This window comes from Streptomyces sp. NPDC047117, from assembly GCF_040643545.1.
In the GTDB taxonomy this organism is placed as follows: domain Bacteria; phylum Actinomycetota; class Actinomycetes; order Streptomycetales; family Streptomycetaceae; genus Streptomyces.
Genome location: NZ_JBEYUN010000013.1, coordinates 22274 through 34427, shown reverse-complemented (window position 1 = coordinate 34427; position 12154 = coordinate 22274). Strand labels below are relative to the sequence as shown.

The window sequence follows — 12154 nt, the reverse complement described above, 5'->3', positions numbered from 1 at the left end:
GGCTCGCTCACCGGATGGCCAGGTTGTCGAGGAACGACTGAACGTTGCGGCGGGTCTCGGCGACGCTGTCGCCGCCGAACTTCTCCGCCACGGCGTCCGCGAGGACCAGCGCCACCATGGCCTCGGCGACGATGCCGGCGGCCGGCACGGCGCACACGTCGGAGCGCTGGTGGTGGGCCTGCGCCGCCTCGCCGGTGGTCACGTCGACGGTGGCCAGGGCGCGCGGCACGGTCGCGATCGGCTTCATCGCGGCGCGGACGCGCAGCAGCTCGCCGGTGGTCAGGCCGCCCTCGGTGCCGCCGGAGCGGCCCGACGCGCGCTTGATCCCGTCGTCGGTGGCCAGGATCTCGTCGTGCGCCTTCGACCCCGGCACACGCGCCAGGTCGAAGCCGTCGCCGACCTCGACGCCCTTGATCGCCTGGATGCCCATCAGGGCACCCGCCAGGCGGGCGTCCAGGCGCCGGTCCCAGTGCACGTGGCTGCCGAGGCCGACCGGCACGCCGTACGCCAGGACCTCGACCACGCCGCCGAGGGTGTCGCCGTCCTTGTGGGCCTGGTCGATCTCCGCGACCATCGCCTTCGACGCGTCCTGGTCCAGGCAGCGCACCGGGTCGGCGTCCAGCTTCTCCACGTCGGAGGGCTTGGGGTACACGCCGTACGGGGCCTTGGCGGCGGCCAGCTCCACGACATGGCTGACGATCTCGATGCCGGCCGTCTCCTTGAGGTAGGAGCGGGCCACCGCCCCCAGCGCGACGCGGGCCGCGGTCTCGCGCGCCGAGGCGCGCTCCAGGATCGGGCGGGCCTCGTCGAAGCCGTACTTCTGCATGCCGGCCAGGTCGGCGTGGCCGGGGCGGGGCCGGGTCAGCGGGGCGTTGCGGGCCAGCTCGGCCAGCTCCGCCTCGTCGACCGGGTCGGCCGCCATGACCTGCTCCCACTTGGGCCACTCGGTGTTGCCCACCATGACCGCGACCGGCGAGCCCAGGGAGAGGCCGTGCCGCACGCCACCGAGGAAGGTGACCTCGTCACGCTCGAATTTCATCCGGGCACCGCGGCCATAGCCGAGCCGGCGACGGGCCAGGGCGTCCGCCACCATCTCCGTGGTAACGGGGACGCCGGCCGGAAGGCCCTCCAGCGTCGCCACCAGTGCGGGGCCGTGCGACTCCCCCGCCGTCAGCCAGCGCAACCTGCTCAACGGTGCTCCTTGTGTACTGCGCGTACGTTGTTCCCCCGATCCTCCCACGACCGGCCCGGCGGCCGGCGCCCAGTCCAGGGAGCGGACCGCCGCGTCCGCGGTCCGGCCGGGCCTCCGGCCGGATCCGGCCCCGGCCGGAGTCGGGTCAGCGAGAGGCCAGCGCCGCCTCGCCGGCCTTGCGCATCGCGGCCAGCGGGGCCCGCTCGCAGCCGGTCATCTGCTCGACCTGGAGGACGGCCTGGTGGACCAGGAGGTCCAGGCCGCCGACGACCGCGCCGCCGCGCTCGGACCAGGCGGCGGCCAGCGCGGTGGGCCACGGCTCGTACAGCACGTCGAAGAGGGTGCCGGGCCGCGCGGGCACGGCGGCGGCCAGCGCGTCCGTGGTCCCGGCCGGGGTCGTGGCGATCACCAGGGGCGCCTCGAAGGCGGCCGCGGCGTCGTCCCAGGGGGCGGTGCGGACGGCGACACCGAGCCGCTCGCCCCAGCCGCGCATCTCGTCGGCGCGCGCCCGACTGCGGACGTACACGGTCACCTCGCCGGTACAGATGCGGGCGAGCGCGGCGAGCGCGGAGGAGGCGGTGGCGCCGGCGCCGAGGATCGCGGCGCCGGCGACGCTCGTCACGCCGCGCTCGCGCAGCGCCTCCTGGATGCCGGGGATGTCGGTGTTGTCGCCGGTGCGGCGGCCGTCCTCGGTGAAGATCACGGTGTTGACGGCCTCGACGGAGGCGGCGGTCTCGCTGATCCCGTCGAGCAGCGGGATGACCGCGCGCTTCAGCGGCATGGTCAGCGACAGGCCCGCCCACTCGGCGTCGTCCAGCCCCGCCAGGAAGCCGGGCAGGGCCGCCTCGTCGATCTCGAAGCGGCCGTACTCCCGGCCGGTCAGCCCCAGTTCGTCGTACGCGGCGCGGTGCAGCACCGGGGACAGCGAATGGGCGATGGGCGATCCGAGGACCGCCGCCTTGTGGTGGGTTCCTGACACGGGTACTGCCCTCAGCCGTTCTCTCACGGGCCCTGATCCTGGCGGGTCGCCGGGGGCCTAACGGGTCTTGTTGAATTCCGCGACGAGCTTCTCGTGCTCGGCGTAGGTCTTGGCGAACTTCGACTTCCCGTTGATGGCGACGAAGTAGTACCAGCCGTCGTCGGTCGGGTTGACCGCCGCCTTCAGCGCGTCATCGCCCGGATTGCCGATCGGCCCCGGCGGCAGCCCCTTGTAGTAATACGTGTTGTAGGGGTTGTCGTAGTTCTTGATGGCACTGATCGGAATGTCGAGTTCGCTCTGGTTCTTGATGTAGTTGTACGTCGAGTCGAATTCGAGCCGGCCCCAGGTCTCGGGATTGCTCCGGTCCAGGCGGTTGTAGACGACCTCGGCCATCTTGCGGAAGTCGTTGTGGCTGGTGCCCTCGGCCTGGGTGAGGCTGGCCACCGTGACGAGCTGCAGCGGCGATTTCAGCCCGTATTTCTTCGCGTTCGCCACCAGGTCGTAGCGGGCGTAATTCTGTTTCGCCCGCGCGACCATCTGCTTGAGGACGTCCGCCGGTTTCGCCTTGGGGCTCACCGCGTATGTCGAGGGGTAGAGGAAGCCCTCCAGCGGGTCCTTGATGTCGGGGTCGTCGTCCGCCCAGGACGGCAGGCCGAGGTTCTTCGCCTCGCTCGCGGCGACGCCCTTGGTCGTGCCGGCCTTCAGGTCGAGCTTCTTGTCGATCCGCTCGTAGACCGAGACCGCCCGCATGCCCTCCGGGATCGTCATGCCGTTGCGGCTCTGCGGGCTGAGCATCAGCTCCACGGCCGACGCCGCCGACATGCCCTTGCGCAGCGTGTAAGCGCCGGGCTGGAGGCCGCTCTCGGCCTTGGGGTTCTCGGTGACCGCTGCGGTGAACGCGTCGGCGCTCTTGACCACGCCCTCCTTCTTGAGGAGCAGCCCCATCTGGAGCACGGGCGAGCCGTCCGGGATCTCCACCTGGACGCTGCCGCTGCCCTCGCCGTCGAAGTCCGGCGGCGGGGCGAAGCGGTCGTACGCCAGGTAACCGCCACCGCCGATCACCGCGAGGGCGACGACCGCGGCGACCGCGCGGCCGCGGCGCTTCGGGCGCTGGTCCCGGTCGCGGCGGTCCCGTGCCGACCGGCGCTTCTCGCGCGGGGCCGCGTCCTCCTCGGGGTCGCCGTCCGCGTCGCCGCCGGAGAAGAAGGCGTGGTCCGGCTCCGGTTCGGGCCGGGCCGGCTCGTCCTGCCAGGGCGCGTCCTGCCCCGCCGGCTGCCAGTCGTCGTCGCCCGGCGGACCGCCGGGGATGACAGGCATGGCCGCCGTCCGGTCGTGCCCCGCCGGCTGCGCCTGATGCGGTGCCGGGTAGCCGCCGGGCGTGCCGTAGTGGTCCGGCGCCGCGCCGCCGTACGGGTCGGGCTGCTGACCGTAGGGATCGCCCTGGCCGTACGGATCGGGCTGCTGCCCGTAGCTGCCGGACTGACCGTAGGGGTCGGACTGGTGGCCGTACGGGTCGTACGGCGCGCCCCCGGTCTGCCCGGCCTGGCCGTACGGGTCGTACTGCTGCTGGCCGTACTGGTGCTGCTGGTGGCCGGGAACGCCGTCCCAGTCCTGCTGCCCCTGTCCCGCGTAGGCGTCCTGACCCGCGTAGGGGTCCTGGCTCCCGTAGGAAGCCTGGCCGCCGTAGGCGCCCTGGTCACCGTAGGACTCTCCGTACAGAGGGTCCTCGGGATGCCAGGGTTCGGAGCCGTAGCCCCGGCCGTACTCAGTCATCGATCCCCTAGAGCCGCGAGGCGGTGCGCTCCGTGGTCGCAGCGCGGCTTGTGTACTGACCGCCTCTTCTTGCGCCCGCCACTGTTCGAACGCGGCCGGTCGCGCGGAACGTTACCGTACTGCGATCAGACGTCCGCCTCGACGCTCTCACCAGGGACCCGACCGGACGTGCGTTCGGTTTCCAGGGCGCTCTGCAGGATGACCACGGCCGCCGCCTGATCGATGGCGGAACGTCCCTTCTTGGCCTTCACACCGGAGGCGCGCATCCCCTGGGCCGCGGTGACCGTTGACATCCGCTCGTCCACCAGCCGCACCGGCACCGGCGCGATGTTCTTCGCCATCTCCTTGGCGAACGCCCGCACCTTGGCCGCGGCCGGCCCCTCTCCCCCGTTCAGGGAGCGGGGCAGGCCGACGACGACCTCCAGCGGTTCGTACTCCTCGATGATCGCCTTCAGCCGCCGGTGGGCGGCCGGGACGTCACGTCCCGGCACGGTCTCCACCGGGGTCGCGAGGACCCCGTCGGGGTCGCACGAGGCGACCCCGATGCGGGCGTCCCCGACGTCGACGGCGATCCGCCTGCCGCGTCGCATACCGCTCACGTGCCTCAGCCGGCCTGGGCGACGAGCCGCTCGACGGCCTCGATGGCCTCGGGCACGGCGGCGGCGTTCTGGCCACCGCCCTGGGCGACGTCCGGCTTGCCGCCGCCACCGCCGCCGAGCGTCTTGGCGGCCGTACGGACCAGCTCGCCGGCCTTGATGCCGCGCTCGCGGGCCGCCTCGTTGGTGGCGATCACGGTCACCGGGCGGCCGTTGGCCACCGAGAACAGCGCCACGACGGCCGGACGGTCGGACGGGATGCGGCCGCGTACGTCCAGGACGAGCTTGCGCAGGTCGTCGGCGGAGGTGCCGTCGGGCACCTGGCCGGAGGCCAGCGCGACGCCGCCCACGTTCTTGGCGCCCTCGGCGAGCCCGGCGGCGGCCTGGAGGACCTTCTCCGCGCGGAACTGCTCGATCTGCTTCTCGGCCTCCTTGAGCTTGGCGAGCACGCCGGAGACCTTCTCCGGCAGCTCCTCGGGCCGGCCCTTGACCAGCTCGGTGAGCTGCGAGACGACCGTGTGCTCACGGGCGAGGAAGTTGTACGCGTCCACGCCCACCAGGGCCTCCACGCGGCGCACGCCGGAGCCGATGGAGGACTCGCCGAGCAGCTTCACCAGGCCCAGCTGGGCGGTGTTGTGGACGTGCGTGCCGCCGCACAGCTCCTTGGAGAAGTCGCCGATGGTGACCACGCGGACCCGGTCGCCGTACTTCTCGCCGAACTCGGCGATGGCGCCCTGCTTCTTCGCGTCGTCCATGCTCATCACCTCGGCGGTGACGTCCAGTTCGCGCGAGAGCACCTCGTTGATCTTCTGCTCGACGTCCGTGAGGACCGTGCCGGGCACGGCGGTCGGCGAGCCGAAGTCGAACCGGAAGCGGCCCGGGGAGTTCTCCGAACCGGCCTGGGCGGCCGTGGGGCCGAGAGCGTCCCGCAGCGCCTGGTGCGTGAGGTGCGTGGCGCTGTGGGCGCGGGCGATGGCCCGGCGGCGCTTGATGTCGATGGTGGCGTACGCGGGCGAGCCCACGGTGATCTCGCCGACCTGCACCGAGCCCTTGTGGACGGTGACGCCCGGGACCGGCTGCTGGACGTCGCGAACCTCGATCACGGCGCCGGTGTCCGTCTTGATGCGGCCGGTGTCGGCGAGCTGGCCGCCGCCCTCGGCGTAGAACGGGGTGCGGTCCAGGACGACCTCGACCTCGTCGCCCTCGTGGGCCGCGGGGGCCGAGGCGCCGTTGACGACCAGGCCCACGACCGTGGACTCACCGTCGGTGTCGGTGTAGCCGGTGAAGACGGTGGAGCCGGACTTGTCGGCGACCTCGCGGTAGGCGGACATGTCGGCGTGGCCGTGCTTCTTGGCCTGGGCGTCGGCCTTGGCGCGCTCCCGCTGCTCCTTCATCAGGCGGCGGAACCCGTCCTCGTCCACCGACAGGCCCTGCTCGGCGGCCATTTCGAGGGTGAGGTCGATCGGGAAGCCCCAGGTGTCGTGGAGCAGGAACGCCTTGTCGCCGGCGAGGACCTTGCCGCCGGCGGCCTTGGTCTCGGTCACGGCGGTGTCGAGGATGTTGGTGCCGGCCTTCAGCGTCTTGAGGAAGGCGGCCTCCTCGGCGAGGGCCACGGTCTCGATGCGCTTGCGGTCCTGGAGGAGCTCCGGGTACTGCTGGCCCATCGTCTTGATGACCACGTCGACGAGGTCGGCGACGACCGGGTCGGTGGCGCCGAGGATGCGCATGTTGCGGATGGCGCGGCGCATGATGCGGCGCAGCACGTAGCCGCGGCCCTCGTTGCCGGGCGTGACGCCGTCGCCGATGAGCATGACGGAGGTGCGCATGTGGTCGGCGACGACGCGCAGCGAGACGTCGGTGTCCTGGCCGGCACCGTAGGCGACGCCGGTGAGGTCCGTGGCCTTGTCGATGACGACGCGCAGGGTGTCGGTCTCGTACATGTTCTGCACGCCCTGCAGGATCATCGCGAGGCGTTCGAGGCCGAGACCGGTGTCGATGTTCTTGCTGGGCAGCTCGCCGAGGATCTCGAAGTCCTCCTTGCCGGTGCCCTCGCCGCGCTCGTACTGCATGAAGACCAGGTTCCAGATCTCCACGTACCGCTCGTCGTTGACGGCCGGGCCGCCCTCGATCCCGAACTCCGGGCCGCGGTCGTAGTTGATCTCGGAGCACGGGCCGCAGGGGCCGGGGACGCCCATGGACCAGTAGTTCTCCGACTTGCCCAGGCGCTGGATGCGCTCCTTGGGCACGCCGACGACCTCGTGCCAGATGCGCTCGGCCTCGTCGTCGTCCAGGTACACGGTGACCCAGAGCTTCTCGGGCTCCAGGCCGTAGCCGCCCTCCGCCACGGGAGTCGTCAGCAGCTCCCAGGCGTACTTGATGGCGCCTTCCTTGAAGTAGTCGCCGAAGGAGAAGTTGCCGCACATCTGGAAGAACGTGCCGTGCCGGGTGGTCTTGCCGACCTCTTCGATGTCCGGCGTGCGCACGCACTTCTGGACGCTGGTGGCGCGCGGCGCCGGCGGCTTGACCTCGCCGAGGAAGTACGGCTTGAAGGGGACCATGCCCGCGGGGACCAGCAGCAGCGTCGGGTCGTCCGCGATGAGCGACGCCGAGGGCACGACGGTGTGCCCGCGCTCCTCGAAGAAGCTCAGCCAGCGGCGGCGGATTTCAGCCGACTCCATCAGTGGTCCTCGTTTCGGTTCGGTCCGGTTGTCCGGGTGATACGTGTCGGGGGGTGGTGCGGTGCGAGGGCGTCGGTCCGGCGGGCGGGCGGCAGTTCGCGCGCCGCTGCGGTCTCCGTCAGACCGAGCGCTTCGTGCAACTGCTCTTCACGGTCCGCCATTCCGTCGCGTACGTCCAATGCAAATCGGCGCAGCCGGTGTCCGGTCTCCACCGCCTTGTCCGCTGCCTGCGCCGCGAGGCTGTCGGGCTGGAGCTTGCGCAGCTTGCGGTGGACCTTGTTGGTGGCCCACACCCCGGCGGCTGCGCCGGTGGTGAACCAGAATGCGCGGCGGAACATCGCGGTGATCAGTCCTTGGAACGGCGGGTGCGGCGCCCGCTGCGGCGGGCGGCTGGCAGGGTGCGGCCGACGACGACGGGGGACTCGGGCGCGGGCGCGCCCTTCCGGCCGATCGCACGGCGGACGCCGTAGCCGAACGCCGCGACCTTGACCAGCGGCCCGCCGAAGGCGGAGGAGACGGTCGAGGAGAGCGCGGAGGCGTTGGCCGTGACCTCTTGCACGTCGGAGGTGATCGCGTCGACGCGGGCGAGCTGGGTGTGCGCGGAGCGGACGGTCTCGGACGCGTCGGCGAGCAGCGGCACGGCCTTCTCGGACACCTCGTCGACCATCTTCGTCGTCGCCTTCAGCGTCTGCGCGAGCCTCACCAGCACGAGGGCGAGGAACGACACGAGGATCGCCCAGAAGACGGCCACGAGGATCCCGGCCACCTCTCCACCGGACACGCTCACACCACTTTCCGACTGGTTCTCTGCTTGTCTCGTCCTGCTCGGTCGGCAGGTGTCGACCCTATCGCGCCGGGGCTCCCCGTCCGCACCGCGTTCCCCCGTGCCACGGCCGGTATTCCGGGGGCCGCGGCACCACCTGCGGCGGTGTACCCCCGTCCACGCGGCGTGATTGTACGGTCCGCACAGGTCCGAGTACGCTCCGTGTGCCATGCGACGCTCCCGGGGACCGGATCCCGCCTTCCGAGACCACCGCGTCCGTCTGCCGGGCCCGGGCAATCTGCCCGCGGAACTGAACCGGTTCATCGGACGTGTGGACGAACTGGCCGCGCTGACCGGAAGCGTGGCCGACGCGCGGCTGGTGGCGCTCACGGGGATGGGCGGGGTCGGCAAGACGCGGCTCGCCGTGCAGGTCGGCCGGGCGCTCCGGGACCGCTTCCGCGACGGGGTGTGGCTGGTCGAGCTGTCCGACGTGCGGGAGCCGCACCTGCTGGACCACGCCGTCGCCGAGGCGCTGGAGCTGGCCGACCACAGCGGCCGCCCGACCCGGGACGCGCTCTGCGACGACCTCGCAGGCCGCGAGCTGCTGCTGATCCTGGACGGCTACGAGCACCTGGTGGACGCGTGCGCGCCGCTGGTGGCGCGGCTGCTGCGCCGGGCCCCCGGCCTCCGGGTGCTGGCCGCGGGGCGGCGCCCGCTGGGCCTGCCCGGGGAACGGAACCTGCCGCTGCTGCCGCTGCCCGACGCGGACGCCGGGGAGCTGTTCGCCGACCGGGCGGGCTGCGTCGTCGCCGGGTTCGCCGTCGACGGGTCGAACAGTGCCGCGGTGGCCGAGCTGTGCCACCGGCTCGACGGCATCCCGCTGGCCCTGGAGCTGGCCGCCGGCCGGCTGCGGGTGCTCTCCGTCCAGCAGGTGGTGCACCGTCTGGACGACCGTTTCCGGCTGCTGGTCGACAGCTACCGGCTCTCCCCCAAGCTCTCGACTCCGCTCGAGCAGGGAGGTGCCCCCCTCCCCCGCCACCAGACGCTGCGCACGGCCATCGGCTGGAGCCACGAGCTGTGCACGCCGGCGGAGCGGCTGCTGTGGGCGCGGCTGTCGGTGTTCGGCGGCCAGTTCGACCTGGAGGCGGCCGAGTACGTGTGCTCGGGGCGCGACCTGCCCGCCGAGGACCTGATGGACGTGCTGTCCGAGCTGGTCGCGCAGTCGGTGGTGGTCCGCGAGGAGACCCGGGCCGGGGTGCGGTACCGGATGCTGGACACCGTACGGGCCTACGGCGCGGACTGGCTGGCGGCGCTGGGCGACACCGAGCGGCTGCGGCGCCGGCACCGCGACTGGTACGTGGGCCTGGCCACCTGGTGCGAGCTGGACTGGTTCGGGCCGCGCCAGGACGAGGTGGCGGCGCGGATCGACGTGGAGCTGCCCAACGTGCGGCTGGCGCTGGAGCACAGCCTGGAGGTGCCGGAGGAGGCGTACCTGGGGCAGTTCCTGGCCGGGACGCTGTGGTTCTTCTGGGTCGGCTGCGGCCGGCTCTCGGAGGGCCGGCACTGGCTGGAGCGGTCCCTGGCCATGCCCGCCGACCATCACGACGCGCGGCTGAAGGCGCTGTGGGTGACCGGTTACGTCGCGGTCCTCCAGGGCGATCCGGCCGGCGCCCGGCGCGCGCTGGAGCAGTGCCGGGCGGAGGCGCGGTACGCGGGCAACGCGCGGGCCGCAGCGTACGCACAGCACCGGCTGGGCTGCCTGGCGCTGACCGGGGACGACGTGCCGCGCGCCGAGACGCTGCTGCGAGCGGCGCTGACCGCCTACCGGGAGGTCGGCGAGCTGAACAGCAACGTGCTGATGGCGCAGGTCGAGCTGGCGATGGCGGTGGCGTTCGGCGGCGACCTGGCGGCGGCGGAGGAGCTGTGCGTCGAGGTGCGTGAGGTGTGCGCCGACCACGGCGAGCGCTGGGCCCGGGCGTACGCGCTGTACGTGCTGGCCTACGCGGCCTGGACGCGGCGGGACCTGGCGGGTGCCCGGCAGCTGCTCACCGAGTGCCTGGTGATCGACCACGCCTTCCACGACCTGCTGGGCGCGGTGCTGGCGGTGGAGCTGCTGGCGCTGGTCACGGTGGACGAGGGGGACGCGACGGAGGCGGCGGTGCTGCAGGGCGTCGCGGCGCGGATCTGGCCCGCGGTCGGGCCGCAGCTGTTCGGTTCCCGGAGCTTCAACCGGCCGCACGAGCTGTGCGCGGGGCTGGCCCGCGAGCAGCTGGGCGACGCGGGGTACGAGGCGGCCGTGCGGCGGGGCGGGGCGCTGGACCTGGACGCGGCCGTCACGCGGGTGCTGGGCGGCCTGCCGCGGCCGCGCGGGTCCGCCGGCGGCGGCACGGCCCCGGGAACGGGCGAGCCCGCCGTCTCACCGGCCGCGAACGGCGGGGAGACGACGGGCTGAGGGGCGGCGCGCCGCGGTGCGGCGCGCTGCCCGTGCACTGCCGGGCGGGATCCGCCCGGCGCGCGGAGTACGGGGCTCGCTCAGCGGGCGTAGTACTCGACGACCAGCTGCTCGTCGCAGATGACCGGGATCTCCTTGCGGTTGGGGTCCCGGTCCAGGCGGAACGCCAGGGCCTGGAGGTTGACCTCCAGGTAGCGGGGGGTCTCGCCCTCGCCGGCGTAGCCACCCTCACGGGCAACCTGGAAGGGGTGCTTCTCGCGGCTGCGCTCGCGGACCATCACCACGTCGCCGGGGCGGACGCGGAAGGACGGCTTGTCGACCTTGCGGTCGTTCACCGAGATGTGGCCGTGGACCACCATCTGGCGGGCCTGGTAGATCGTCCGGGCCAGACCCGAACGCAGGACGAGCGCGTCCAGACGGCGCTCAAGCTCGATGATCAGCGCTTCGCCTGTCTTGCTGTCGACCTTCCGAGCGCGGTCGTAGGCGCGCACCATCTGGCGCTCGCTGATGTCGTACTGCGCACGCAGACGCTGCTTCTCGAGCAGACGGACCTTGTAGTCACTGTTCTGCTTGCGGCCACGGCCGTGCTCGCCGGGCGGGTAGGGACGGGCCTCGAAGTACTTGACGGCCTTCGGCGTCAGGGCGATGCCGAGCGCGCGGGACTTCTTGACCTTGGGACGCGACTGGTTCACGTGGAACGAACCTCCATGTAAGTTAGGTGAGGCTTACCTTAGCAGCGCGAGGAGACCGCATGTTTCGACCTGGGAACCCCCTGCCCAGTGCAGACCAGAGCACCGAGGCGGGGCAGCCGCGTCCCACGGAAGACGCCCAGCAGCCATCCGCCGCCGAGCGTGTGCGAACCCTCGTGGATTCCCATGCTATGGCGTCGCTGACCATTCCCGGAGTCCACGATCTCGACGAAGCCGGCTTCGCCGCGCCCACCTGCAGAACCGTCGACAGCTCAGGAGACGTGCTAATCCTGGTTCCTGGGGACTCGGCGGCCGCTCGCGCCGCCGCGCACGCCCAGGACGACGACGTCACAGCAGTGATGGAACTCACGGATGTCGCACCCGTTTCGGTGCCCCATCGCATCCGCGGACGGGCCTGGGTGGCCGGCTGGCTCACCCCGGTACGGGGCGAGGACCGGGCCCGGGCAGCCCGGCTGCTCGCCGAGCGGCACCCCGTCGGGGAGCTGCTGGGCATCGGTGAGGCGCTGCGCCCCGACCCGGTCCCCGGCACCGTCCAGCGCGCCCCGTGGATGATGCTCCGCCTGGAGGTCGGCGAGGCCACTGTGGACGATCTGTGGGGCGCCGACTCCGTCGAGCCGGAAGAGTTCGCCCAGGCCGCTCCGGACCCCGTGGCGGGCCACGAGGCCGAGCTCCTGCAGCACCTGCACACCGCCCACGGCGAGCAGGTACGCGACCTGTGCGGGCTGCTCGGCGACCGGGCCGAGCAGATCTGCGCGGCGCGCGGCTCCGTCGTCCCCGTGGCGCTGGACCGCTTCGGCCTGCGGGTCCGCTTCTCCGACCCCGACACGCAGACCTTCGACGCCCGCTTCGACTTCCCCACGCCCGTACGGGATCTGATGGAGCTCCGGCGGGCGATGCACCACCTCTTCGACGCCGCGGCGTGAGTGTCCGCGACGGCGACGGAGCCGTCCCGGTCACCGCGTCCGCGCGGCGCCGTACCCCGCAGAAAGAACCGCCCCTCCCGGCACGAAG

The 12154-nt window shown here is 72.4% G+C and carries 10 protein-coding genes; 2 read left to right on the top strand and 8 right to left on the bottom strand.

The window, feature by feature from the left end:
- Positions 1–7 precede the first annotated feature (7 nt).
- The 7 genes from aroC to ABZ840_RS24220 all read right to left on the bottom strand — a co-directional run bounded on the left by aroC (position 8) and on the right by ABZ840_RS24220 (position 7999).
- A complete protein-coding gene (aroC, locus tag ABZ840_RS24250; RefSeq protein ID WP_361562215.1) occupies positions 8–1192 on the bottom strand; it encodes a chorismate synthase in 1185 nt (394 codons plus the stop codon).
- 145 nt (positions 1193–1337) lie between these two features.
- On the bottom strand, positions 1338–2171 hold the full coding sequence (locus ABZ840_RS24245) for a shikimate dehydrogenase (RefSeq protein WP_361562214.1): 834 nt from the start codon (positions 2169–2171) through the stop codon (positions 1338–1340).
- Between the two features lie 57 nt (positions 2172–2228).
- Positions 2229–3944, bottom strand: a complete 1716-nt coding sequence (mltG, locus tag ABZ840_RS24240) for an endolytic transglycosylase MltG (protein WP_361562213.1) — start codon at positions 3942–3944, stop codon at positions 2229–2231.
- A gap of 125 nt (positions 3945–4069) precedes the next feature.
- The gene (gene ruvX, locus ABZ840_RS24235) at positions 4070–4534 is read right to left on the bottom strand and encodes a Holliday junction resolvase RuvX (protein ID WP_361562515.1); all 465 of its coding nucleotides are present in this window, start codon (positions 4532–4534) and stop codon (positions 4070–4072) included.
- A 14-nt stretch (positions 4535–4548) separates the two neighbouring features.
- Positions 4549–7218 (bottom strand): alanine--tRNA ligase, encoded by a 2670-nt coding sequence (gene alaS / locus ABZ840_RS24230; RefSeq protein ID WP_361562212.1) that lies wholly within the window; start codon positions 7216–7218, stop codon positions 4549–4551.
- On the bottom strand, positions 7218–7556 hold the full coding sequence (locus tag ABZ840_RS24225; protein ID WP_361562211.1) for a DUF6167 family protein: 339 nt from the start codon (positions 7554–7556) through the stop codon (positions 7218–7220). Before ABZ840_RS24225 ends, alaS begins: the two co-directional genes overlap by 1 nt.
- Positions 7557–7564: 8 nt before the next feature.
- Positions 7565–7999 carry a DUF948 domain-containing protein gene (locus ABZ840_RS24220; protein WP_361562210.1) on the bottom strand — a complete coding sequence of 145 codons (435 nt, stop codon included), beginning with the start codon at positions 7997–7999 and terminating at the stop codon, positions 7565–7567.
- Between the two features lie 211 nt (positions 8000–8210).
- Here ABZ840_RS24220 and ABZ840_RS24215 point away from each other — a divergent pair, with 211 nt between their 5' ends.
- On the top strand, positions 8211–10433 hold the full coding sequence (locus ABZ840_RS24215; protein WP_361562209.1) for an AAA family ATPase: 2223 nt from the start codon (positions 8211–8213) through the stop codon (positions 10431–10433).
- 80 nt (positions 10434–10513) lie between these two features.
- Here the strand turns inward: ABZ840_RS24215 and rpsD are convergent, their stop codons facing one another.
- Positions 10514–11125, bottom strand: coding sequence for a 30S ribosomal protein S4 (gene rpsD, locus ABZ840_RS24210; protein WP_052868130.1), 612 nt, complete (start codon positions 11123–11125; stop codon positions 10514–10516).
- A gap of 188 nt (positions 11126–11313) precedes the next feature.
- Here rpsD and ABZ840_RS24205 point away from each other — a divergent pair, with 188 nt between their 5' ends.
- The gene (locus ABZ840_RS24205) at positions 11314–12066 is read left to right on the top strand and encodes a DUF2470 domain-containing protein (RefSeq protein ID WP_361562208.1); all 753 of its coding nucleotides are present in this window, start codon (positions 11314–11316) and stop codon (positions 12064–12066) included.
- The last annotated feature ends 88 nt before the right edge of the window (positions 12067–12154 follow it).

Excerpts from the sequence above, each read along its gene's own strand:
- ruvX (WP_361562515.1), bottom strand. The coding sequence starts at position 4,534 with ATGCGACGCGGCAGGCGGATCGCCGTCGACGTCGGGGACGCCCGCATC.
- alaS (WP_361562212.1), bottom strand. The coding sequence starts at position 7,218 with ATGGAGTCGGCTGAAATCCGCCGCCGCTGGCTGAGCTTCTTCGAGGAG.
- ABZ840_RS24215 (WP_361562209.1), top strand. The coding sequence starts at position 8,211 with ATGCGACGCTCCCGGGGACCGGATCCCGCCTTCCGAGACCACCGCGTC.
- mltG (WP_361562213.1), bottom strand. The coding sequence starts at position 3,944 with ATGACTGAGTACGGCCGGGGCTACGGCTCCGAACCCTGGCATCCCGAG.
- ABZ840_RS24205 (WP_361562208.1), top strand. The coding sequence starts at position 11,314 with ATGGCGTCGCTGACCATTCCCGGAGTCCACGATCTCGACGAAGCCGGC.
- ABZ840_RS24225 (WP_361562211.1), bottom strand. The coding sequence starts at position 7,556 with ATGTTCCGCCGCGCATTCTGGTTCACCACCGGCGCAGCCGCCGGGGTG.